This is a genomic window from Litoreibacter sp. GN1-5 (assembly GCF_055693805.1).
Window position 1 is genome coordinate 1,852,860 of sequence record NZ_JBVFUP010000001.1, and the last position, 23,402, is coordinate 1,876,261.

Below are 23,402 nucleotides of genomic sequence, written 5' to 3' on the forward strand. Positions count from 1 at the left end.
TAGGTGATCCACCATATCTGGCAAATTATAACGGTCCTGCGTCGGACTTGGCAGACGATGGACGAACGAAATCTTGGCCTGATCGCAGCCGGTGTTGCCTTTTACGCAATGTTGGCAATTTTTCCGGCAGTCGCTGCGATAATCGCCATCTGGGGCGTCATGGCAGATCCTATCATTATTCAGGATCAACTCGTAATTGCCAAGAACTTCATACCAGTCGAAGCCTACACCATTTTGTCTGATCAAGTGAACGCACTGGTTGCCGCGAATGACAGCACGCTGGGTTGGACGACAATCGTTTCGCTGGGGGCTGCGATCTGGTCTGCGCGCGCGGGTGCTTCGGCCCTGATCCGGGGGTTAAACACAATGCATGGGGCCCCAGCGCGCACAGGTTGGAGACGCCTGTTCACAGCTTTCTTTCTAACGCTGGCCCTAATTGGGGTTGTTCTGGTGACGCTCGGCTCAATTGTAGTTGTTCCGATTGTGCTAGCATTTCTCCCGCTTGGAACATCGACCGGTTTGGTCTTCGACACCCTGCGCTGGGTTCTTGTATTGATCGTTGTGCAACTTGGCATCGGGTTGGTCTATCGTTACGGCCCCAACATGCGCCCTGCTCGGACACGCTGGATCAGCGTTGGGTCTCTTGTTGCTATGGTGATTTGGGCTGCGGCCTCTGTCGGCTTTTCAGCCTATTTGTCGAATTTTGGCAATTACAATCAGGTCTATGGGTCCATCGGTGCGGTTATAGCCTTGCTGATGTGGTTCTACATAAGCGCCTGGGTAGTGTTGATGGGCGCTGCACTGAATGCACAACTGCGAAATCATAATACTGTGCGGGCCACACTCTAACGCAGTGTATCTCCGGGCGCGAAAACCGGCTCTAACTCAATGCGCTTACCATGAGGTAACTCACGCTTGTCACTGCCTGCAGCTATAATTTCAGCGGCAGCTTTACCGATTTCGGTCCGGCAACTGTCCATCGTGGCAAGGCGGCGGGGCAGACCCTCTATCAGTTCAACCCCATTAAACCCAGCCAGTCCAATATCACCGGGAACATCCAGGCCCGCCTCAAGGCAATATAGCAACCCACCTGCCCCTATCATATCATTGGAATAATACAGAAAATCCAAATCCTTGTTACGCACCAGAATGGCCTGCGTCATTTCCCGCCCCTTACGAAGCGCAGACCCGCCCGAATAATATTCCTCGGCTTGTAAAGAAATACCGGCCTCTTCGATGACAGAGTTGAAACCTTCAAACCGTTTGCGGGCACGATAATCCAGCGGCATTTTGGTGCCAAGAAACCCGATCTTGCTGTAACCGCGTTTGAGGATTTCTTTTGCCGTTTCCTGTCCCGCGCGGGTATGAGAGATGCCCACACAGGCATCGATAGCCTCGCCGTCCACATCCATGATTTCGACAATCGGCACACCGGAATTGCGCATCATGGCGCATGCAGCATCTGTGTGTTCCAACCCTGCGACGATCAACCCGGACGGACGCCAGGACAGCATCTCGAAAATAACCTGCTCTTCTTTTTCTGGCAGATAATCCGTCACGCCCACAACAGGCTGCAAAGGTGTCTCATCCAGAACGCGGCTGATACCCATCATGACTTCCGGAAAGACCATATTGGACAGAGACGGAATAATGACGCCCACCAGATTGACCCGGTTAGACGCCAGCGCACCTGCAATCTTGTTTGGAACATACCCAAGCTGCCGGGCGGCCTCCAACACTTTGGCGCGGGTCTTTTCTGAAACATCGCCGCTGTTGCGCAATACACGACTGACCGTCATCTCGCTCACACCCGAGGCTTCGGACACGTCGCGCAAAGTCATATTATGCCTATAATCAGGGGAGGAGCGTTCTACCACTGGAAGGGGCCTTTCATCTATCACACACCCCTTTGATAGCTTTGAAAACGACACTTGTCCAAAAGCGTTTGCACCAATATGTTACCGCTAACAAATCGAGCCGTCACGCAAAGCAAGTCTTTGTCATGGCTCTTTAAAAGGGGAAGCGTTGGGCCAAACATGCTTCCCCTTTTATTTTCCAATCTTGCACTGAACCTTTAAAACCAGCAAAACACTGCAATGGCCCCGTGGCTCAACTGGATAGAGCAGCCCCCTCCTAAGGGGCAGGTTGCAGGTTCGAATCCTGCCGGGGTCGCCAAAACTGCCTGAAAAATATGGCTTATTTGCAAGGGGTTCTGCAGAAGTGTGCAGAAACGCCCGTTTCGTTTTCCGCCGAATTCCCCGAAAACGACCGAAATCTCGTACAAAACCTGTACAAAATTCGCACGTCTTTGCGCTCTTTGGGGCCTTCCAATGAGCTGGCGGGTTGCGAATACATGCGCGGAACGAAAGTTCGGCAGCGCGACGCGCAAGCAGATCATCATGTTTCTCGCTGACAAGGCGAGCGATGATGGTTCTGGCATCTGGTGCTCCAAGGGAACGATTCAGCGCCACACCGAGCTTGGGGAGACCACGGTTAAGCGAACCGTCCGCGAGTTCCTAAAGGAAGGTATCCTAGTCGAGACCGGCGCACGCACCTGCAAGAACGGTTTCACCGTCGTTTACCGGATCGATCTGGCCAAGGTTGAAGCCCTTGAACCGACCGCAGAGCCCGAGATTGAGAGGGGTTCCACAGTGGCCCCCGTCCAGTCTGGCCCCGGTACGGGGGCCACTGTGGCCGGGGTACCGGGGCCACCACGGCCCCCAAACCATCTTAAAACCATCCATAAACCACCTACGCGCAAGCGCGAGGCGGCGGGGGATGAAGAAGCTGAGAAAATTTTGGCAGCCTATCCACCTGACCGACTGCGCGGCAGAGCGGCCTGCCTTGCCCAGATCGAAGAGGCCATGAAGAAAGGGATCGCACCGGAGGACATGCTTCAGGCCGTCCGAGCTTACGCCACCGACAGCGCAGGTTTCACACGCTCCAAGGTCTGCTTTTCTGACAACTGGTTTCAGTCACGGCGCTGGCAGGTCTATGTTGAGAAGCAGGCGGAAGACCGGGAAAAGGCGGCAACGCTGCAAGCCGATCACCATGCGCGGCTGGCCTGCTGGATCAGTGATCTTAGCCCGATGTGCAAGCACATCACGGCCAAGCAAATCGACGGATTACTGGCGTCGAAACTGGTGACGCAGGCGCAAATCCAAGCCGCTGGCCTAAGACCATGACCGCTACCGATCCCACCGAAGAGCAAACAGCAAGGAGTGGATCGAAGCCTTCTGCCGAGCCGCTGACGCATACAACGCCGCTTTGGTCCGGTTCATGTTCGAGACGGCGGCGCGGATCGATCAGGCTGTCTCGATTGAGCCTGACGATTTGCGACCCGCCGAGAACAAGGTCAGGGTGAAAGCGCAGAAGGGCCACCCGGAAAGCTGGATCACCGTTTCGCCTCAGATGATGGACGAGCTTCTGGCATTGCCGCCAAAGCGCCCGAAGAACCGAAAGACCGGCAAGTTCATGAAGCCGCGTGTTTTCGGCTATGGTAGTTCAACGGGCTACAACACGCGTTGGAAAACGATCTGCAAGAGCGCAGGCATCCCGTACCTCTCTGCCCACCCTGCCGGACGGCGCGGGTTCTTCACCGAATTGGTCGTCCGGCAAGGCGTCGATCCGGTCACAGCAGCCAAGGCTGGAAGGTGGTCTGACCCCAATTTGCCTATGCGCATTTATGCCCACGCAGAGACAGATGAGGCCGATGTCAGGGCTCGTTTTCGTACAAACCATGTACAGGAAGACCCTGTACAGACACCCAAGCAACAGAAATCACAGAAGGAATAGCGCTATGAACGGTTCCCTCCTAAGGGGCAGGTTGCAGGTTCGAATCCTGCCGGGGTCGCCAGCACTTTTTCAAACATTTGATTCTCCTGCTTTTTTTGGTTGAGTTGGAACTCTGGTCACGGAAGTTGGAACTTTCTGTTCCGTTTTCGTGCTAGTCAGAACCTTCCGCTTATTAAAATTGCGAATGTATCTTTCGATCTCCGACAGGCTCTCATGGCCGGTCCAAGCGCCTATCTGTGCTGAGGTTCCCGCCGCCTCCGCAAGGGCTCGCGCGCGGCTTTTGCGCAATCCATGTGCTGAGCGACCACGAACTCCGGCGGCTCTGGCCTTTGCTGCAAGCCATTGGCTTCTGCCGGGGTCGCCAAAAATGCCTGAAAAACAGAATATTACACCTTTTTCGTTTCTTCACTTTGCAGGATCATACAGGATTCCACGGTCCCTGTGCGAGAACATGCAGAGATCACCTGCACAGTCAGATCGTTGGGCAAAGGATTTTGGAGTCTTCATGAATGGAAAAATCCCGGCTCGGCGGCAACCGAAACCGGGATCAAATCAGATACGAAAGCGTCCAGTCTTCTCAACGTCCATACCCAAAAACTACTCAGCAAGGCAATCGACAAACAGTTGGTTTATGAGGTGGTGACGTGAGCACGACCGCAACTCGTAAAGGTTTACCGGATGGAATACAGCCTTTTGTGCTACTAGGGATTGTTGAGAGCCTAAGGTCTGAACTTGGATTAATCGACCAAGACATCACTTATCTGCGATGGGTATTCCGACATGTGAAACTCATCGACCTCAATGCAAGTCGGATTTATGCTGTCTAAATGCCAGCCTCAAAGGTTACGACAGCGGCAGTGTAGATATGTACGGACTTTCGGCACACTGGCTATAAATTCCCAGATTTGTGATGCAGAATCAAGCCGGAACCCTTTAATGTGCCCGCTCTGCATATTCTTTGTAATCCTCAAGCAAATGCTCAAGATCTGCCAGTTCGACCTGAAGGTCGTGGAAAATTTCCGTCTTCTGTTCTTCAGTCAGCTCACCGCCATCGACAAGGGTCTGCTGGTTGACCTTGATCACTTCCCATCGCGTGAGCAGTTTGTCGAGATCTTCCCGGATCGCATCATTTGGTGCTTCAATGACCCCGGCAGCAGGCATACCATAACGCAATGCTGTCAAAGAGTTTTCGAATATTGTCATAGTTTTCTGCAAATCTTCCTTGCCTGCTTCTGCATGATAACCCGTCCAAATTTCACAGGCATCTTTTGCCATCTTCTGAGTCAACATACGCTGGCGCCCTGCAATCTCTATCAGCATGACATCTGCCGCCGAAATCTCAAAAGGTTGCGCATATTGCGTCGTGATATCTGTCGCAAGGTTTGAGGTCAGTTCGAGAAGCTTCAGGTTATGATCATCAATGATATGCGCACTTTCGACATCATGCTTATCGTTTACAAGAATTGCCTCAATTGCATCATGCACCTCCATCCATTCATCTTTGATCAATTCGATATCAGTTAGGATGCGTCTACCCTTTTCCGGGCCAAGGATATGCAATTCCTCATCCCCATCCCGAAGGGCATCGATATAGCGTTCGAATTGTTTGGTAGAGCGTTCCAAAACATCATATGCTTCTTCTTCATCAATACCTGATGTGAGTGAGCAGGATGCGGCCGCCACCTGTTGTGTCAGAGTGCTGAGCTGGCTAGCCAGTCTGATACGATCCGCGCCATCAGATCTCGATACCGAGCTGCTGAGCTGACGCGCCTGACGCAGCTACGGTTAGACCTGCAATAAAGAGCAAGCTGTTGAGAATGTGGTGCATAAGCGAACTCCAAAGGTACACCCAATTCCATATCAGGCTTTTTGATTAGCGTGCACATTGTCGTGCAATTATGACGAAATTGAGTTAAAGCATTGTCAACTCAATGCATTTCTACTTTGTACAGTCAGGGGCATTTCTGAATGGTGTATACAATGCATCGGAGTCTCTAAAAGGCCGCTGCAAGCCCGAATTGACATTGCCTGCCATTCAATACATCCCCAGCACCCTCAAGATTACGCATTTCTTATGTCGCGCTTTTAAGAAGTCGGGCTTAGCGTCAGTACACAGGCGGTTGACAGGAAATGAAAACCTCTTTCGACCTCCCATGCTCCCCGGACGGCAAGGATGCACGTATTGGGGGATATGCTCTTATGCCTACAAATGTCAGTTGGCCAAGAAACCCAGACGGAGAACTTCTTGTCTTGCTGGCATCTTAGCGGTCGGTTTTCCCAGAAAACACGGAAAAAATAGCGTTTTAGGTACAGCGCACGACGGCCACCTACCGCAATACTAGCTATTTGGATTTCTTTTCCACACCGAATAGTTCAGCGCCGACGCGATACTGACCCAGATCAGATACGGCACGAACAGCAACCCCGCCAGCAGATCAAGGCTTATCATGTTGATCAGCGTCCCAGCCACCGCGATCCATAAGGCCAGAATAATAACCATTCCTGCTTTCATACGCTCCAACCCGAAGAAAACAGGCGTCCAGAGTGTATTCAGCGCGATTTGAAGGGCCCAAAAGGCCATAGCCATCGCGCTTCCATCCAAAGGCGCCACACGCGCAGCGGCAATTGCAATGGCGATATAAAGCACTGTCCACGTCACCGGGAAAACCCAGTTAGGTGGTGTCCAGCTTGGCTTGTCCAGACTGTCATACCATGCACCGGGCTGAAACATGGCCCCGGTGCTTGCCGCAGCGGCGCAAGCGCCGAAGAAAACAATAAACAGCATCCAGTCCATATCTGTTAACTATGCTACATTCCAAAGGTTTCCAAGATCAAACGCCTTGGCGATCCTTTGCTTCCAGCTGCGCGAACACGTCGATAACCGCAGAGGCGCGTTTGCCCGATTTCCTACGATGAGGCGGTGTATCCCGCGCGGCGGCATCAACAAGGAACTGCACTTCTGGCACGGCGGGGGCATAAAGAACCGCTGATTGTGGCATAAGGGTTGTCACGGCGGATCGCATCACGGACAGGATCAGCCAGCCCAATTTTTTCCGTCCCGTCGTGCAGGCACGTTGTGTAAAGCTGTCATACTGATTGCGCCGAACCTGACGTCCGATACCATCGTAAATATGACGCGCCGCGAAGATACCCGGACGACATGACAAGGGCAGCGCCGCAATGCCCGCTTCCGAGCGAAAGTAAAGCCGTTGTGCCTCGCCCAAAAGGCGATGAACCACGCGCGCCAAGGCCGCAGAGTGCTTAGGGTCCGCCAAGAAGGCATCAGGATCAAGCCCTTCATCCTCCATCATGTCACGTGGCAGATACAAGCGACCCTCATGAGCGTCCTCGCCCACATCGCGGGCGATGTTGGTCAATTGCATGGCTACACCCAAATCGCAGGCGCGCGCTAATGCATCCGTATTTCGCACCCCCATCAGAACGGTCATCATCGCGCCCACCGCAGCAGCAACCCGCGCCGAATAAGCCCGCACGTCGGACAGGCTGTCATATGTGCGACCCTCTGCATCCCACGCGAGACCTTCCAGCAAAGCCTTAGGCAATTCGCGGGGCATTTCATGATGCTCGATCATGCAGGCAAACGCGCGATCAGCTGGCGCGTTGCGCGGTGTCCCACGGTAGGCATGGTGCAGACGTTCTTGCAGGGACAAAACCGCTGCAGCTTTTTCTGTGTGTAAATCAACTGCGTCGTCGGCCAGACGGCAAAAAGCATAAAGCGCCAGTGCCGGGTCACGCACGCGCGCGGGCAGCAAATGAGACGCTGCATAAAATGACCGTGACCCAGTACGGATCGCTGCCCGGCAATGGGCCAGATCATCTGGCGCGATCATTCGGCAGGCACTTTCACTGCATCCGGGATCAGCTTGCCCAGCACCTCAGCCGAAGACACAACGCCCGGCAGCCCAGCGCCCGGATGCGTCCCTGCCCCAACCAGATAAAGGCCGGGCAGTTCTTCCGACACATTATGTGGTCGGAACCAAGCACTTTGCAGAATACGCGGCTCGATCGAAAAGCCTGAACCGTGTGGCGATAGATAGCGGTCGCGGAAGTCATAAGGTGTAAAGATACGACTGGCCGAGATGTGGTCCATGAAACCGGGGATCAACCTGTCCTCAAGGACTTTTTCCACTTTTTGGCGATAAGCTTCGCGCTCTACCTCCCAATTCACTGGGTTGTCCACATTCAGATGCGGGACAGGTGACAGGACATAGAATGTATCATCTCCGTCTGGCGCGGCACTTGGGTCAGTAACTGTTGGGCGGTGCAAGTAAATGCTCATATCATCGGCAAGTTCACCCTTGATGAATATGTCACGTAGCAAACCTTCGTAGCGAGGGCCGTTCAGGATCGTATGATGTCCCACATCACGCCACATATCACGGGTGTCTTTTGTCCCAAAATACCAGACAAACAGCCCCGCAGACCAGCGTGACTGTGTCAACCGTTTGTCCGTCCAGCGTTTGCGCTTTTGATTCAAGAGCTTAGAATAGGTGTGCCCTGCATCCGCATTTGAGACGACGATATCCGCCGGAATAATCCGCCCGGTGTCCAGCTTAACCCCAGCAGCACGACCGTTTTTGACCATGATTTCGGTCACATCCCGCCCGAAAGTTAGTGTGCCGCCCTGATCTTGCACAATATTCGCCATCGCCTTTGCAATCGCAGCCACACCGCCCATCGCGTAATGGACCCCGTAGGTCTTTTCCAGATGACCGACAAGGATATACATTGAGGTTACATTGAACGGATCCCCGCCAATAAATAACGGATGGAATGACAGGGCCATGCGCAAACGCTCGTCCTTCACAAGTCGCGCAGCATGACCATAAACAGATCGATCAGCGCGCAGCATGGCAAAGGTCGGCAGCACTTTGATCAAGTCCCACAGCTTATGCAGGGGACGACGACCTAGATCTTCAAAACCCACTTGATAGCGTCGCTCACTGTCTTTCAGGAACCTGTCATAGCCAGGCACATCTGAGGGCGACAAGCGCGCGATTTCGGCACGCATCCCCTCAGTCGACCCAGTTGCACAGAACTTTGACCCATCCTGAAACCATATCTCATAGAACGGGTCCAGCGGGCGTAAATCGACCTCGGCGTCGAAATCGCGCCCGCAATCGGCCCAGAGTTCGCGAAACAACTGCGGGACCGTGATAATGGTTGGGCCAAGGTCAAACCTGTGGCCGTTCTCTGTAATGCTTGACCCGCGACCGCCCGGCATATCCAACCTGTCAACGATCTCGACCCGGTAGCCTTTGCTTCCAAGTCGCATGGCGGCCGATAAGCCGCCAAGGCCTGCACCAATAACAACAGCGGTTGGTTGCTGCGCAAATTCACCCGGCGAGGCGAAATGAGGGTCGACTCTGGTCATAGGCAAAAGCCTATATGTGTACACTATAGTTTACAACACTTATAAAATTTTAGATAATACCAACAGAATACGCCTACAATTAGGCTAATTTATGTAAATATTTATTTACACATGGCAATCGGGAGAGTCGCCATACAAACAGTAAGCCTTAGCTTTTTCCGGTTTTCATCCGGCTCTGCGCGCCTCTGGGCTTTGACGCAAATGGGCGCAGCACGATTGTCTTTGCAACGCATGCCCGGCATAGGGTTCTGGAAGCTGCTTGGCAGCGGTACGGGGGAAGGCTTCACACCAATTCCGAATACGCATGTTTATGCTATTCTTGCGACGTGGTCTGACGCAGAATACGCCAAAACGCAGATCGAAACCGCGCCTATCTTCCAGCAATACCGGGCAAAAGCAGTTGAGGCATGGACGGTTTTTCTGACGGCTACATCAACCCGCGGAAGTTGGTCGGGGCAGGCTCCGTTTGTAGCCACTCAAGCATCCGAAGATGGTGCGTTAGCGGCTTTGACCCGCGCCACGATCAAGCCGCGCATCGCCCTGAAATTCTGGCAGCGTGTGCCGGCGATCAGCGACGTGATTGGCGATGATCCAAATGTGATCTTCAAGATTGGCGTGGGCGAAGTGCCATGGTTGCATCAAATGACATTCTCGATATGGCCAGACGCACAGAGCATGGCCAAGTTTGCGCGCAAGGACGGCCCCCATGCACGGGCAATCAAGGCTGTGCGCACAGGGGACTGGTTTTCCGAAGAACTTTATGCTCGGTTCAATATAACTGGCAGCACTGGCAGCTGGAACGGCGCAAACCCACTGGCCCACCTTTACGACCAAAAGGAACTTATATGACGCAACCCTTCCCGTTTTCTGCCATTGTGGGTCAGGAAGAAATGAAGCGCGCCATGGTGCTGACGGCAATTGACCCCACTATTGGCGGGGTACTGGTGTTTGGTGACCGTGGAACCGGCAAATCTACCGCTGTGCGCGCGTTGGCTGCGCTGTTGCCCGAGATCAAGGTTGTCGCTGACTGTCCCTATAACAGCATAACTCTGGCAGATTGCCCCGCCCCCGACGGGTTGAAAAACACCAAACAGGTCAACCGCCCTACCCCGGTGGTCGATCTGCCACTTGGCGTGACCGAGGACAGGGTCGTTGGTGCGCTGGATATCGAGAAGGCACTGACACATGGGGAAAAACGGTTTGAACCGGGGCTTCTGGCCCGCGCTCATCGCGGATACCTTTATATTGACGAGGTCAATCTGCTGGAAGATCACATCGTTGACCTGCTACTGGACGTCGCCGTTTCAGGCGAAAACGTGGTAGAGCGTGAGGGCCTGTCGATACGCCATCCGGCAAAATTTGTGTTGATCGGCTCTGGCAACCCCGAAGAGGGGGAGTTGCGTCCACAATTGTTAGACAGGTTCGGCCTGTCCGTCGAGGTGTCTACCCCAAGCGACATCGAAGCACGGGTCGAAGTAATCCGTCGCCGTGATGCCTATGAGACCGACACCAAAGCGTTTCTCAAGCGTTGGCGAGCACAGGACACCAAGTTACGCAAGAAAATTCTGACCGGGCGGGACGCACTGCCCGCAGTTAAGGCATGCGACGACATTCTGGGCGATTGTGCACGGCTCTGCACGCAGCTTGGTTCTGACGGTGTGCGCGGAGAATTGACGTTATTGCGCGCAGCACGCGCCTTAGCGGCTTATAAAGGTGAACCAGAAGTAACGCGCCGCCATGTGCGCGACATCGCGCCCTCCTCCCTGCGTCATCGCCTGCGCCGCGACCCATTGGACGAAGCCGGTTCAACCGCACGGGTACAGCGCGCAGTCGATGAGGTTCTGGCGTGACAGAAGGCCCGCCAGATTGGCAAAGAGCCACACTGGCTCTGACCCTGTTGGCGGTTGATCCGCGCGGTTTGGGTGGCATCTGGGCGCGCGCCCGCGCAGGGCCAGTGCGGGATCGTTTCTTATCTGCGCTGGCACCTGCTCTGGACACCCGCGTTTTGAAGCGTATCCACCCACAGCTCTCAGATGAGCAGCTTTTTGGCGGGTTGGATCTGACCGCGACACTGGACAGTGGCCATAGCGTTTGGGCTGATGGGGTGACAAGCGGTTATGACAAAACGCTTCTGCTGAGTATGGCTGAACGATGCCTCCCAGACTTTAGTGCGAAGCTGGCTTTGGCACTGGATAGCAACCATGGTCACTGTCTGATCGCGCTTGATGAAGGAGGAGAAGACGAAGGCATTGCCACCGCCTTGCAGGACCGTCTGGCTTTTCATCTTGATCTGGACAACCTGAGCTACCGTGACACCCCCGATATTGAGCTTGATCTAACTGCGATCCAAGCCGCCTGCGATATTCTGCAGCGCGTTCATATAAGCGCGACCCAGATTGGCGATGTCACGCGCACAGCGCTGGCTTTTGGTATTCCAAGCCTGCGCGCGCCCAGCTTCGTGCTGCGTGCTGCACGGGTATTATGTGCCTTGGATCAGAAGACCGCAGTTACCGAGGCTCATCTGAAAAGCGCTGCTGCTTTGGTCTTCGCCCCCCGCGCCACGATGATCCCGGATATGCCGGAAGACACCGAAACGCCCGAAACAACACCGGACCCGCAGGAGGCATCTCAAACCCCCAGCGGTGACAAGCCGCCTGACGATATACTGAAGGAGTCCGTTCTGGCATCGCTTCCAAAGAACGTGCTGGATAAGCTCAGTGACAGACAGAAAACCAAAGCCGCCCAAACAAACAGCGGGGCTGGTGCCGTGCGTAAAAGCAATAGGCGCGGGCGCCCGAAACCGTCCCGCGCCGGGCGGCTCGGGGGTGCTGCCCGCATTGACCTGATCGCCACGCTGCGCGCCGCAGCACCTTGGCAAACCATCCGCAAACAAGCCGCTTTCGCGCCAGATCGCACCCTGCATATTAGGGCAAGCGATATTCGTCTGAAGCAATTCGAAGACAAAAGCGACCGGTTACTGATCTTTGCCGTGGATGCCTCTGGTTCTGCCGCACTAGCACGGCTCTCAGAGGCGAAAGGCGCGATTGAGCTGCTTTTGGCCGAAGCCTATGCAAGACGGGACCATGTAGCACTGATTGCCTTTCGAGGGACCGAAGCCGAGCTTTTATTGCCGCCGACACGCTCGCTTGTGCAAACCAAGCGCCGCCTGTCCGCCCTGCCCGGCGGTGGCGGCACACCGTTAGCCGCAGGGCTGCAAACAGCACTTGGCCTTGCCATGACCACACGTCGCAAAGGCCTGTCTCCAACACTCGCGCTTCTAACAGACGGGCGCGCGAATATCGCGCTTGATGGCACAGCCAATCGTATGGTGGCATCTGAAAATGCCAAGACCATGGCGCGCATGATCCGCGCGCAAAACATACCTGCGCTGATTATCGATACTGGAATGCGCCCCCAATCCACACTTGAAACGCTGGCACACGAGCTGTCCGGACATTACATGCCCCTGCCCCGCGCAGATGCGCGGCAGGTCAGTCAGGCTATCGAAGCTGCGTTGGAATAATGAGGTGGGCAGACCACAAAGACGACTGGCCTAATGCTTCCAAAAGCCGATTTGTCGATTGTTTGCCACACATCTGGCATGTGCAGGAAGACGGGCAAGGTCAGACAGTGCTTCTACTGCACGGCGCCGGAGCTTCAACCCATAGCTGGCGAGATATCTTTCCAAAACTTGCACAGAGCCATCACGTGATTGCTATCGACCTGCCAGGACAAGGCTTTACCCAGCTAGGTAGCAAAAGCCGCTGTGGGTTGGATGGAATGGCCGAAGACATTACCAACCTGATAAAGAGTTTAAACCTCGTGCCAGATATCGTCATCGGGCATTCCGCAGGGGCTGCCATCGCACTTCGTATGGGGCTCGATAGCCTGCCAAATGCAAGCCGCATTGTCTCGATCAATGGGGCATTGGGTCATTTCAAAGGGGTTGCCGGGATCCTCTTTCCGGTCTTAGCGAAATTTCTTGCGATGAACCCTCTGACTGCATCACTGTTTTCTATGGCCAGTTCATCGCCCAGACGGGTGGAAGGGCTAATTCGTTCCACAGGTAGCCAGATCGAACCGGAAGGTTTGGCGCAGTATCAGGCGCTTATTTCAGAGCGGGATCACGTGGACGCGACCTTATCGATGATGGCACAATGGTCGCTGGACCGCCTTCTGGCCGAACTTCCGAAGCTTGAACAACAGGTGCTATTCCTGACCGGCGACAAGGATAGCGCCGTACCGCCAGAGACATCTTTCAAAGCTGCGGCCCATATGCAAAACGCGAAAGTCAACGCTATTAAGGGGTATGGTCACCTACTGCATGAAGAGGCTCCGGATCTGGTAATCGACGCCATTACAACAGAATTGCAGTAAAAACAGCGCTATCACATTGAGATTTCACGTTGCAGATGTTATCTTTTGGTATGCTCGGCGTCAGGGCTATGATTGACGCGTCGCAAAGGAGGTTTGAGCACTGTCTCAACATGCAAACGTGGTACAGAATGATACCACCCCTAATGCCGCAACGGCTAAGGCAAAGGACGTTGGCACCAGCGAAGAACTGCTGGGCCATATCGTAAACACTCTGACAACTGAGAAAGCTGAAGAGATCGTGCAAATCGATTTGCGCGGACGTTCCGAGATTGCCGATTATATGGTGATCTGTTCAGGCCGTTCGACGCGGCAGGTCTCTGCGTTGGCAGAAAAGCTGATCGACAGCGTGAAGCAGACTTTTGGGCGTATTGCCAAAATTGAAGGTAAATCTCAGGGCGATTGGGTTCTGATCGATACTGGTGATGTGGTCATCCATGTTTTCCGGCCCGAAGTGCGCGAATTTTATCAGCTCGAAAAAATGTGGCTATCCCCCGGCAACACTGCCGCTGACATCTAAATGCGCGTTCATATCTGCGCTGTTGGTCGTCTGCGGGCGGGGCCAGAGCATGAGCTTGTCACCGATTATCTGACACGGTTTGATCGAACAGGCCGCCCGATTGCACTCGGGCCTGCCGCAATGATCGAAGTTGAGGATAAAAAGGGCGGTGGAGTGGCGGGCGAGGCCAAGCTTCTGGAGCGCACCATTCCAAAGGGTAGCCTGATCTGTACACTGGATGAACGCGGTAAGATGCTAAAGTCCACTGCCTATGCAGAAATGCTGACTGGTTGGCGTGATTCAGGCAGACAGGACGTTTGTTTTATTATCGGTGGCGCAGATGGCATCGCCCCGGAGTTGCGGGCGAAGGCTGAGTACTCACTGTCCCTTGGTCCAATGGTGTGGCCCCATATGCTGGCCCGCGTCCTATTATGTGAACAATTGTACCGTGCCGCATCAATTCTGATGAATGGTCCATACCATCGGGAATGATACAAGTCATGAAGGCCAACCATTAACGCACCTATTGAGTTAAATCGACCAAAGAACATGCGAATTGCTTGGAATTCATGCTCATTTACACAATGTTAAGATGTTGTTGCAATTGAGTGCCATGTAAATCGATTCTTTTTACAGAACAGTTCATAGTTGATTTAGCATCCGAGGTGCCATAGGCATCGAAATCTAGTAACGGACGAATTGGATTGTTTCCGAAAAACAGGCTTAAAAGTCTAGTCAAGTAAGGTCTGCCATAATTTAGCCATGCAATTAACTACAAAAGAGCTGCATTTGAGCTAAAAATGGAACGTATTATCCCTCAGTCGTCCACAATCGAGTTTTGTACCACGGAGAGGCTGTCAGATGGCAACCGAAGCGAAAAAAGAAAACCCAGTAGAAGACGAAGACATTGTTGATGATAAGGAAGAAGACATCATCGACGATGAGGAACAGGCTTTTGCTGATGAACTGAAACCTGGCACCAAGTTGCTTCAGGGTCAGTATACTATTGAGCGTTTTCTGAACAGCGGCGGTTTCGGGATCACATATCTCGCAAAAGACAGTCTTGATCGCCCTGTGGTTATCAAAGAATGTTTCCCAGGATCGTTCTGCCGCCGCAGCAATACCATTGTTGGTGCTCGCTCGCGCGCCCATGCAAACGAGTTCAAATCCATCGTCCGCCTGTTTGTTCAGGAAGCTAAAAGCCTGTCCAAACTGAACCATCCTAATATCGTTGGTGTGCATCAGGTTTTTGAAGACAACGACACCGCCTATATGGCAATCGACTATATTGATGGTCGTGACCTTCTTGAAATTATTGAAGATGAAAACGCTGAAAAACTGACAGAAGAGCATATCGCTGATATGCTTCATAAAGTTTTGACTGCTGTCGATTTCATCCACGAAAGCGGCGTATTGCATCGCGATATCTCACCTGACAACATTTTGATAAACAAAGAAGGCGAACCGGTCCTTATCGACTTTGGCGCCGCCCGTGAGCAGGCGACAAAGGCCAGCCGTGCCCTTTCTGCTTTGCGCGTTGTGAAAGACGGATATTCGCCACAGGAATTCTACATCGCAGGAAGTGTTCAGAGTAATTCGAGCGATCTTTACGCGCTTGCTGCAACATTCCACCATGTTATTACCGGCGAAACACCACCAAACAGCCAGGCTCGTCTTGCTGCGATTGCAGCAGAAGATACCGACCCTTATCAGCCACTTGCCGGGCGGATTGAAGGTTATCCTGAAGGTTTCCTCGAAGCGCTTGACAAAGCCCTAAATGTATTGCCGAAAGCCCGTATTCAAAACGCACATGAATGGCTGGCCGAGATCGACGAGAAAGCCCGCGAAGAAGCCGTCAAAAAAGCCGCCGAAAATGATGAGCATACAGACGCTGTTGTAGCGGAGCTTGTTGCCAAAGAAAAAGTTACTGGTAAAGGCGCCAACGCTGAAGAAAAAGCACCTATCCAGCCGCAACGCGTTGCAACCAAACCTAAGAGTCCAATCAAGAAACTTACTGTTAAGGAACCGTCCAAGACAGAACGCCCAAAACTTATCCAGCCTAGTGGCGACGCATCATCTGATGATACAGATAGCGTAAAACTTGATGCTATCCGGACGGCCGCGCCATCGGGTGATGCAGAAGAGAAGAAGGGCAAGGGACTCGTTGTTTTGCTAGGCTCCGTTGCCGCAATTGCCTTGATTGTGGGCGGTGCTTTCTTCTTTGGTGGTGAAGATACACCTGTCGAAACTCCTACGACTGACACCGCTACTATTACGACACCGGAAGTTCCGGCGGATACTGATCAATCGCAAAGCCCGGATACTCAGGCTGAAGGGAGCGACACAGCATCTGAGACTGAAGTTGCAGCAAATGAAACTGAAGCTGCAGTAAATGAGAATTCTACAGATAATAACAATGAGTTATTATCTGACCCAGTCGCATTGTCCAAAGCCCTTGCAGAGCTAGAGGCTGAAAAAGCTGCGGCGGAAGCAAAGGCCGCCGAAGCTGAAGCCGCGGAACAAGCGCGCATCGAAGCAGAACGCAAAGCTGCAGAAGAAGCACGTCTGGCTGCCGAAGCTGAAGCCGCGGAACAAGCGCGCATCGAAGCAGAACGCAAAGCCGCAGAAGAAGCACGTCTGGCCGCCGAAGCTGAGGCCGCGGAACAAGCAGCGCGCATCGAAGCAGAACGCAAAGCCGCAGAAGAAGCACGTCTGGCTGCCGAAGCTGAAGCCGCGGAACAAGCGCGCATCGAAGCAGAACGCAAAGCCGCAGAAGAAGCACGTCTGGCTGCCGAAGCTGAAGCCGCGGAACAAGCGCGCATCGAAGCAGAACGCAAAGCCGCAGAAGAAGCACGTCTGGCTGCCGAGGCTGAAGCCGCGGAACAAGCGCGCATCGAAGCAGAACGCAAAGCCGCAGAAGAAGCACGTCTGGCTGCCGAGGCTGAAGCCGCGGAACAAGCACGCATCGAAGAAGCTGCTCGGTTGGAAAAACTGGCAGAAGAACTGCAAGCCGCTGCAGCGCTTGCCACTTCGAAATATGTTACAAATGCTAACTGGTCTTTCACGATGCCATTTGCCGCAAGAACTGTATCAAAAGGCGATGAAGATGTTCTTCTGGTTTCGAATGTTTTTGGCGGTGACATAGACACGGACGGCTTGGGCGGTGGAGATGTGATCCTATCCATAAACGGATTTAAGGTTGCTGACTTCGAAGCGCTTCAGAATGTTCTGAGACAATCTAAAACCATCGCAGAAGATAGTCAGGTTGTTGCTGAGTTGGACGTTGAAAAAGGTCTGGATGGCTCAGTCGTGACGCATCGGATCGCCATCCCGGTTGTTCGTCGTGTTGTAACAGAATCGGGTGTTACAGTTGACACCCGTCAGACTGAAGAGGGTTGGCAAGCAATCGTAACAGAAGTCAAAACGCCGCTGCCAAACGGATTGCAAATCGGGGATGTGGTGATTTCCAACTTCGCGACCCAGAAAAAACTGGAAACGCCAACCGCATTTGAAGAACTCATGAGCGGAGTATCTGAAACAGATGCGACATCCATTGATTTTGCGGTAAGCCGTAATGGAAACCTGACGCTCGCAATTATGCCACTTGAAGGCAATTGAGCCCTATAATGGATGGTTTGATATTTATCTGAAGATATGACTGAAATAATGCACTACATAAGTCATTTGGATATGAGTCAGACAATGGAGGAAAGAACATGAAGTTCATCCGTGAGCTGGTTAAGAAGAAGACACAGCAGGACGAAGACTCCGCTGGGATTGCCGATGGCATGTCTGATGTTTCAACTGATGGTTTGGGTGAAGCGGACGCAAATCCAACGGCGTCAAAGCCGACGCTGAAGATCAAAGCGCCAAGCTCAAATGCTGTGGAAACTGCAGTCCCGGATCAGGAACAGATCCTCGAGTCATTCGAGCATCAAGTTGAAACTGAAGCGCAAAATCTGGACGAAATGATCGCCGCAGACTCGATTGTCACAGCTGAGGTGCCACAAGAACCTGAGATGCCCCAAGCTGCAGAGTTCGCAGTGGATGATATGCACATGGCGGCATCCCAAGAAGATGATTTGATGTCAGCAGGGTCTGACACTCCGACAGTGGCAGATACGTCGGACACTTCAGACAGCATGTGGGCCGATGATGCAGCCGAAGCACAACCTGCTTCTGAAGAAGATAATGTTGTTGCCGTACCAATGCCAGCCGCTGGCCGTGCGCGCCGCCGGTCAGGCCGCGTGAAAACACGTCTGCTTGGGTTTGAGCATTCTGACGGCAATGTAGAAGACGTTTTTGAGAAGAATACAGCAATTCCAACTTCGGGTCGTTCGAAATTCCCCGTGGGTTGGATCATTGTAACAGAAGGACCAGGCTGCGGAGAATCCTATACTCTGCTGGCTGGCGTATCGCAAATCGGTCGTGGGGATGACCAAGCAATTGCGCTTGATTTTGGGGATACCAGCATCTCGCGCAGTAACCACGCCGCAATTGCCTACGACGAAGAGCAACGGAAGTTCTTTCTTGGCCACGGCGGTAAATCGAACATCGTTCGTTTGAACGATAAACCTGTCTTGAGTACGGAAGAAATGACCAATGGTGACCTTATCCGGATTGGCGAAACGACCCTTCAACTCGTGGCTCTCTGCGGCGAAAACTTCACATGGGCCGATAAACAGTCCTCTGACGTTGTATCAATTGCCTAAGATGCAGTACGACGTAGCGACAGCGCTTGATACGGGCGCACGGGACTATCAGGAAGACGCCATTGTTGCGGACTTCCCGATTGGCGCAGACTTTGGCTATGCCGTTCTTGCGGACGGCATGGGGGGCCATGCCGCTGGCGATGTAGCTAGCAAGATTGTCCTGACAGAAGTTTTTAGCGAACTGAAATTTCATTCAGGCGACAAGAAAGCATTTGAACATAATGTTTCCACCATTCTGACCGGCGCTGCGCGCGCTGCGAATGGCTGCATCGAGGAACATGTATCCGACAAGCCCGAAAACAGAGGAATGGGATCGACACTTGTCACCCCCATATTCTTTGAGGACCGGCTGTATTGGATATCGATTGGGGATAGCCCTTTATATCTGTTCCGCGATGGCACTCTGACGCAGTTGAATGAAGATCACTCAATGGCGCCGCAAATCGATATCATGGTGAAAACTGGCCAGATCGACGAAGCGACTGCAAAAGCGCATCCAGATCGCAGTTGCCTAACCTCGGTACTAATGGGTACTCATATCCCGCGCATTGATTGCTCGGACCAACCAACCGAGCTGAAGTCAGGCGATATTATTATTGTATCAAGTGATGGCCTCCAGTTTCTGGAGAATAATGAGATTTGCGAAGTTTTGGTCGAACATGGAGAAAAGCGCAGCGAACATATCGCCGAAGAGATGCTGGCGGCTGTTTTGATGCTGCAAGATCCTGATCAGGACAATATCTCTTTCTCTATTATCAAGATCGTCTGATTTTTCAGGCTGGCAGAGCCCTCTGAGACAGGTTAAAAAGCGCTGCAGAGCCATTTCTGTGGCGCTTTTTCTGTAGAGCTGGGCTCAAAGGACTTGGATGATGAGTGTTTTTCCATCTGTTGATAGCGAAGTTGCGGCCCTAACCAGGCTTTTGAAGCTAAGCGAGAACGCAAACGATATCAGTAGCAGAAAGTTACGTAGCCGCGTCGGTCGCCTGCGAATGCGGCTTAAATCTCCGGTACGTGTGGCAGTGGTCGGGTTGCCCGGATGCGGAAAATCCACTCTGATCAATTTCCTTGTTGGTACAAATATCGTGCCTGCAGCAGCACATGCTAAGGGAACACCGTCCCTGTCGATCTCGTATTCGAATACTCCAAAGACAGCGGCTGGATGGTGGAAAAAAGATAACAAGGTTTTTGAAGGTCTCGCGTTAGACGAAGCTGCTGCTGAAAAGCCTGAGTATATTGAATTATCCTTGCCAAAGCCCTTACTGAAACACGTAGGTTTCTTTGAACTGCGCGGATCAAATGACCCACGCCGGATGGCACAGCGATTAGCTTGGATGGCAGAGCGCGCGGATATCATGCTGTGGTGTACCCACAGCCAAAAGCCTTGGACTGCCATGGAAGAAAAGCTGTGGTATTCCATGCCAGAAACAATCAAGGATCGCAGCTTTCTGGTCTCTACCTTTGCTGACTCCTTTCAGCAAGCCAATGATCTGCGCAATATGCTGGTTAATTTGCAAAACCGTGCCGGGGATCATTTTCATAGTCTAATTCCAATCGCCACACCCAAGGCGATAAAGGCCACTCCAAACGGCAGTGTGGCAGACAAACAGCTTCTTGCAGCCAGTGGTGGTAAGGCTTTGATTACAACGCTTCTTGCGCAAGCCAAGCTGGGGCGGCAGGCAGACTTGGACAGTGCGCAGATCATGCTGTCGCAATATGCGGGCGAAATGGCCAAGTTTGAAAACCCAGATGCGGGGCAGAGCATCTCAGAAGAAACGTCAGATGCCGATGATCATGATTCCGTAGAGACCAACGAGATTGAGAGCTCAGAACCGGCAACTGATGCAGATATTCTGGCCCGTGTCGCCGAAGCCGCAAAGGCTGTAGAGCCTAGCCCGACCGAAACACAGGAGCCAGAGCCAGAGCCAGAGCCAGAGCCAGAGCCAGAATTATCCGACGAGACGGAACTTGCAACAGAGTTGCCGGAACTTCTTGTGCTAATGTCGGAAAAAACCAAAGAGCTCATTGAACAGCTGGAAGCAGATGACGCTTTGGACAACAAAGATTTCATTCAGGAGTGTGGCGGCATTCTTGAAAGCCTTATGGACAAATTGTCAGAGGGCGATCTGCTCAACTCTGAGGCGGACTGGGTCGGCGATCAACTGGACGAGGCATCGGAGCTATTGATCCTGATGCAATCAGAAGACTCCGATCAGGCGGCAGCGGATAGTGCTCGCGTTTTGCTTCAAATCGGGCGCGATCTGACTTGGGCAACCGCGGCTTAAGAGCCGTTAACCGATTCTCTCTCGAAGGCTCGAAATGCGTTGAATAGACACTAAAGAAAAATGTATTCTCCGCAATATGGCGTCAAACCGCCGAAAAAGACTCGATAACAAGCGAAATTGATAACAATTTGTCCCAAGAAAGCCGCAATTTGAGCGTCTTATTGCGTTTTATAGGTAAGATGGCTTTGGCCTATGGCCTGAGGGTATTAAAGTGTTGTGATGTCTGCACGCCGGAATGGTGATCAAAGTTACTGGGGTTCTACCATGAACAAACAACTGGAAATCTACTCTGAGCCTCCGGTTCAGGTTGGGCAAGCGCTTGAAACACCGCTTCTGACCTTTGCTATGAAGCGCATGTCGCCGCTTCTTAGCTCGTTTACGGCAATAGACAAATCCATGGCGGAATTCGCGTCTATCAGCGATGAAGCGCGGGCCAAGAAAATCCGCCGCGTGCAACAGCAGATTGAAACATTCCAACCAAGCGTAACATTTATCGGGCAAGTGAAGGCTGGCAAGACGATGCTTGTGAATGCCATGACAGGCATGCCCGGGCTCCTGCCATCCGATGTGAACCCGTGGACATCAGTTGTTACGACGCTGCATATCAACGCTGCAACCAAGTCTAAAGACACCAAGGCCGAATTCAAATTCTTCGAACACGACGAATGGGACAAGCTTCTCAGCAATGGTGGCCGTATAGGTGAACTTGCGGGCCGGATCGGTGCTGGCGAGGAATTCGAGCAGGTCAAGCAACAGATCGACGAAATGCAGAAAAAGACCCGTGAACGGCTGGGTCGGAAATTTGAGCTGCTTCTGGGCAAAGAGCATAGCTATGGCTACTTCGATGAAGAGCTCATCAAGCGCTATGTTTGCCTCAGCGAAGATGTTGAAGTCGAAGAAGAGGTGGACGAGGAAGTCGCTAATCAGGGCCGTTTTGCTGACATCACCAAATCTGCAGAACTGTATCTGGAACGCCCGAACATCAATGCGAGCTTCAGCCTGCGTGACACGCCTGGCGTTAACGACACCTTTATGATGCGTGAGCAGATCACGATTGCGGCTGTGCGCGAAGCACAGATTTGTGTTGTTGTCCTGTCCGCGCATCAGGCGCTGAACACAATGGACATGGCGCTGATCCGTCTGATTGCCAACGTAAAGGCCCGCGAGGTAATTATCTTCGTGAACCGGATTGATGAGCTGTCCGATCCTAGCTCACAAGTTCCTGAAATTCGTAAAAGTATCCGGAACACCCTGAAAACACATGATGGGCCAAAGGATTGCGAGATCATCTTCGGTAGCGCCTACTGGGCAGATCTAGCACTGACGAACAGCCTTGTCGAAATGACAGAAGATAGCGGCAATGCACTTGTGAATTGGGCTGAGTCGACCGCGATGGAAGCTAATGACGACCCCATTGCCTTTACCTGGAACCTGTCAGGGCTGCCAAAGCTCTATGATGCGATTGCACAGCGGATCGTTGAAGGCCCCGGTAAGAGTACGCTGTCTAAAGTCCATAGCGCCGCCCTTAATCTTGTGAACGGTGCGCGGGCGACGAACTCTATGGCGTCTCTGCAGATTTCAGGCGATGCTCCGCCCTCGGTCGACCCGAAAGTCATTGCGTCCGAGTTCGACATGATCAGCGCGGGCCACATGGCCGCGCTTGAGAAATCATGTGATGAGCAGATGGCGAACCTGACAGACCGCATGACCAAGGCACAGGACCGTTTCGTGAAACGGGCGACGGATGCTCTGATACAGCATCTTCAAAGTTACGGAGAGCAAGAAGTCTGGCAATACAATCCGAATGGTTTGCGCCTTTTGCTACGTTCAGCTTATCAGGCTTTCGCGCGCAACGCTCAGAAGTCCACAGAAGAGATTTTTGCTACTGCTGCAAACGATGTACAGCAGCTATATGTGCGTCAGTTCAAGCTGACAATTGACGGCTTCCGTATTGATCCGCCACAACCAACACGCGTACCGCCCCCTGTCGCACTTGGGCAAACAATTGTACTGGATATGGCTGGTGGCTGGTGGAAGCGCTGGTGGCAGCGCCGCCGTGGTTATGAGGCGTTTGCTTCAAATTTTGCAGACCTTATTGCAACTGAAACAAATCCCATGATAACGGAGCTCAGGGATATGCAAGCACAGAAGGTTCTCAACTCGAATCGTGAGGCATTGAAGGCATTTCTTGATGACCAGCGCGATACGTTGATGTCTATCGCTCAGAAAAGCGAAGTCCAGGTAGAAGATCTTGAAAGCTCTCTTGGTTTGACCAAGCAGCAAACGCGGAAAGATATCACTGAGACTGTGCTGCAAACCCTTGAAGGAATAAAGGTAGCGTAAAG

Annotated in this window: 19 protein-coding genes and 1 tRNA gene; 15 read left to right on the forward strand and 5 right to left on the reverse strand. The window is 52.8% G+C overall.

Annotated features, from left to right (window positions below; genetic code table 11):
* Window positions 1-3 precede the first annotated feature (3 nt).
* Window positions 4-849, forward strand: coding sequence for a YihY/virulence factor BrkB family protein (locus ACZ1HF_RS09385; protein WP_472657237.1), 846 nt, complete (start codon window positions 4-6; stop codon window positions 847-849).
* Here ACZ1HF_RS09385 and ACZ1HF_RS09390 read toward each other — a convergent pair.
* Complete coding sequence (locus ACZ1HF_RS09390) at window positions 846-1,841, reverse strand: LacI family DNA-binding transcriptional regulator (protein ID WP_472657238.1); 996 nt, start codon at window positions 1,839-1,841, stop codon at window positions 846-848. The two genes, ACZ1HF_RS09385 and ACZ1HF_RS09390, sit on opposite strands and share 4 nt — an antisense overlap.
* 257 nt (window positions 1,842-2,098) lie before the next feature.
* Here ACZ1HF_RS09390 and ACZ1HF_RS09395 point away from each other — a divergent pair.
* From ACZ1HF_RS09395 to ACZ1HF_RS09405, 3 genes are all read left to right on the forward strand, one after another.
* A tRNA-Arg gene (locus ACZ1HF_RS09395) sits at window positions 2,099-2,175 on the forward strand.
* A gap of 155 nt (window positions 2,176-2,330) precedes the next feature.
* Window positions 2,331-3,185: a hypothetical protein gene (locus ACZ1HF_RS09400; protein ID WP_472657239.1), complete on the forward strand. Its 855-nt coding sequence runs from the start codon at window positions 2,331-2,333 to the stop codon at window positions 3,183-3,185.
* A 40-nt stretch (window positions 3,186-3,225) separates the two neighbouring features.
* The gene (locus ACZ1HF_RS09405) at window positions 3,226-3,795 is read left to right on the forward strand and encodes a tyrosine-type recombinase/integrase (protein WP_472659018.1); all 570 of its coding nucleotides are present in this window, start codon (window positions 3,226-3,228) and stop codon (window positions 3,793-3,795) included.
* A gap of 933 nt (window positions 3,796-4,728) precedes the next feature.
* Here ACZ1HF_RS09405 and ACZ1HF_RS09410 read toward each other — a convergent pair.
* The 4 genes from ACZ1HF_RS09410 to ACZ1HF_RS09425 all read right to left on the reverse strand — a co-directional run bounded on the left by ACZ1HF_RS09410 (window position 4,729) and on the right by ACZ1HF_RS09425 (window position 9,190).
* Entirely contained in the window at window positions 4,729-5,574 is an 846-nt protein-coding gene (locus tag ACZ1HF_RS09410; RefSeq protein ID WP_472659019.1) for a type IV pili methyl-accepting chemotaxis transducer N-terminal domain-containing protein, read from the reverse strand.
* A gap of 559 nt (window positions 5,575-6,133) precedes the next feature.
* Window positions 6,134-6,589: a tryptophan-rich sensory protein TspO gene (tspO, locus tag ACZ1HF_RS09415; protein WP_472657240.1), complete on the reverse strand. Its 456-nt coding sequence runs from the start codon at window positions 6,587-6,589 to the stop codon at window positions 6,134-6,136.
* 37 nt (window positions 6,590-6,626) lie between these two features.
* Window positions 6,627-7,646 (reverse strand): 15-cis-phytoene synthase, encoded by a 1,020-nt coding sequence (gene crtB / locus ACZ1HF_RS09420; protein WP_472657241.1) that lies wholly within the window; start codon window positions 7,644-7,646, stop codon window positions 6,627-6,629.
* On the reverse strand, window positions 7,643-9,190 hold the full coding sequence (locus ACZ1HF_RS09425; RefSeq protein ID WP_472657242.1) for a phytoene desaturase: 1,548 nt from the start codon (window positions 9,188-9,190) through the stop codon (window positions 7,643-7,645). The genes crtB and ACZ1HF_RS09425 overlap by 4 nt, the downstream gene beginning before the upstream one ends.
* 111 nt (window positions 9,191-9,301) lie before the next feature.
* Between ACZ1HF_RS09425 and crtA the strand changes: the two genes are divergently transcribed.
* The 11 genes from crtA (at window position 9,302) to ACZ1HF_RS09480 (ending at window position 23,400) form a co-directional block, all read left to right on the forward strand.
* The gene (gene crtA / locus ACZ1HF_RS09430) at window positions 9,302-10,039 is read left to right on the forward strand and encodes a spheroidene monooxygenase (protein ID WP_472657243.1); all 738 of its coding nucleotides are present in this window, start codon (window positions 9,302-9,304) and stop codon (window positions 10,037-10,039) included.
* A complete protein-coding gene (gene bchI / locus ACZ1HF_RS09435) occupies window positions 10,036-11,040 on the forward strand; it encodes a magnesium chelatase ATPase subunit I (RefSeq protein WP_472657244.1) in 1,005 nt (334 codons plus the stop codon). The genes crtA and bchI overlap by 4 nt, the downstream gene beginning before the upstream one ends.
* Window positions 11,037-12,713 carry a magnesium chelatase subunit D gene (locus tag ACZ1HF_RS09440; protein WP_472657245.1) on the forward strand — a complete coding sequence of 559 codons (1,677 nt, stop codon included), beginning with the start codon at window positions 11,037-11,039 and terminating at the stop codon, window positions 12,711-12,713. The genes bchI and ACZ1HF_RS09440 overlap by 4 nt, the downstream gene beginning before the upstream one ends.
* Window positions 12,713-13,567, forward strand: a complete 855-nt coding sequence (bchO, locus tag ACZ1HF_RS09445; protein WP_472657246.1) for an alpha/beta fold hydrolase BchO — start codon at window positions 12,713-12,715, stop codon at window positions 13,565-13,567. The genes ACZ1HF_RS09440 and bchO overlap by 1 nt, the downstream gene beginning before the upstream one ends.
* Window positions 13,568-13,685: 118 nt before the next feature.
* Window positions 13,686-14,084: a ribosome silencing factor gene (rsfS, locus tag ACZ1HF_RS09450; RefSeq protein ID WP_472657247.1), complete on the forward strand. Its 399-nt coding sequence runs from the start codon at window positions 13,686-13,688 to the stop codon at window positions 14,082-14,084.
* Window positions 14,085-14,555 (forward strand): 23S rRNA (pseudouridine(1915)-N(3))-methyltransferase RlmH, encoded by a 471-nt coding sequence (gene rlmH, locus ACZ1HF_RS09455; protein WP_472657248.1) that lies wholly within the window; start codon window positions 14,085-14,087, stop codon window positions 14,553-14,555.
* 369 nt (window positions 14,556-14,924) lie between these two features.
* Entirely contained in the window at window positions 14,925-17,681 is a 2,757-nt protein-coding gene (locus ACZ1HF_RS09460; protein WP_472657249.1) for a serine/threonine protein kinase, read from the forward strand.
* 98 nt (window positions 17,682-17,779) lie between these two features.
* Entirely contained in the window at window positions 17,780-18,775 is a 996-nt protein-coding gene (locus ACZ1HF_RS09465; RefSeq protein ID WP_472657250.1) for an FHA domain-containing protein, read from the forward strand.
* Window position 18,776: 1 nt separating this feature from the next.
* Window positions 18,777-19,544, forward strand: coding sequence for a PP2C family protein-serine/threonine phosphatase (locus tag ACZ1HF_RS09470; RefSeq protein ID WP_472657252.1), 768 nt, complete (start codon window positions 18,777-18,779; stop codon window positions 19,542-19,544).
* Window positions 19,545-19,764: 220 nt separating this feature from the next.
* Complete coding sequence (locus tag ACZ1HF_RS09475; protein ID WP_472657254.1) at window positions 19,765-21,057, forward strand: GTPase; 1,293 nt, start codon at window positions 19,765-19,767, stop codon at window positions 21,055-21,057.
* A 264-nt stretch (window positions 21,058-21,321) separates the two neighbouring features.
* Window positions 21,322-23,400 (forward strand): dynamin family protein, encoded by a 2,079-nt coding sequence (locus ACZ1HF_RS09480; protein ID WP_472657255.1) that lies wholly within the window; start codon window positions 21,322-21,324, stop codon window positions 23,398-23,400.
* The last annotated feature ends 2 nt before the right edge of the window (window positions 23,401-23,402 follow it).

Excerpts from the sequence above, each read along its gene's own strand:
- ACZ1HF_RS09390 (WP_472657238.1), bottom strand. The coding sequence starts at position 1,841 with ATGACTTTGCGCGACGTGTCCGAAGCCTCGGGTGTGAGCGAGATGACG.
- ACZ1HF_RS09400 (WP_472657239.1), top strand. The coding sequence starts at position 2,331 with ATGAGCTGGCGGGTTGCGAATACATGCGCGGAACGAAAGTTCGGCAGC.
- tspO (WP_472657240.1), bottom strand. The coding sequence starts at position 6,589 with ATGGACTGGATGCTGTTTATTGTTTTCTTCGGCGCTTGCGCCGCTGCG.
- crtB (WP_472657241.1), bottom strand. The coding sequence starts at position 7,646 with ATGATCGCGCCAGATGATCTGGCCCATTGCCGGGCAGCGATCCGTACT.
- ACZ1HF_RS09425 (WP_472657242.1), bottom strand. The coding sequence starts at position 9,190 with ATGACCAGAGTCGACCCTCATTTCGCCTCGCCGGGTGAATTTGCGCAG.
- crtA (WP_472657243.1), top strand. The coding sequence starts at position 9,302 with ATGGCAATCGGGAGAGTCGCCATACAAACAGTAAGCCTTAGCTTTTTC.
- bchI (WP_472657244.1), top strand. The coding sequence starts at position 10,036 with ATGACGCAACCCTTCCCGTTTTCTGCCATTGTGGGTCAGGAAGAAATG.
- bchO (WP_472657246.1), top strand. The coding sequence starts at position 12,713 with ATGAGGTGGGCAGACCACAAAGACGACTGGCCTAATGCTTCCAAAAGC.
- rlmH (WP_472657248.1), top strand. The coding sequence starts at position 14,085 with ATGCGCGTTCATATCTGCGCTGTTGGTCGTCTGCGGGCGGGGCCAGAG.
- ACZ1HF_RS09460 (WP_472657249.1), top strand. The coding sequence starts at position 14,925 with ATGGCAACCGAAGCGAAAAAAGAAAACCCAGTAGAAGACGAAGACATT.
- ACZ1HF_RS09465 (WP_472657250.1), top strand. The coding sequence starts at position 17,780 with ATGAAGTTCATCCGTGAGCTGGTTAAGAAGAAGACACAGCAGGACGAA.
- ACZ1HF_RS09470 (WP_472657252.1), top strand. The coding sequence starts at position 18,777 with ATGCAGTACGACGTAGCGACAGCGCTTGATACGGGCGCACGGGACTAT.
- ACZ1HF_RS09475 (WP_472657254.1), top strand. The coding sequence starts at position 19,765 with ATGCGGCTTAAATCTCCGGTACGTGTGGCAGTGGTCGGGTTGCCCGGA.
- ACZ1HF_RS09480 (WP_472657255.1), top strand. The coding sequence starts at position 21,322 with ATGAACAAACAACTGGAAATCTACTCTGAGCCTCCGGTTCAGGTTGGG.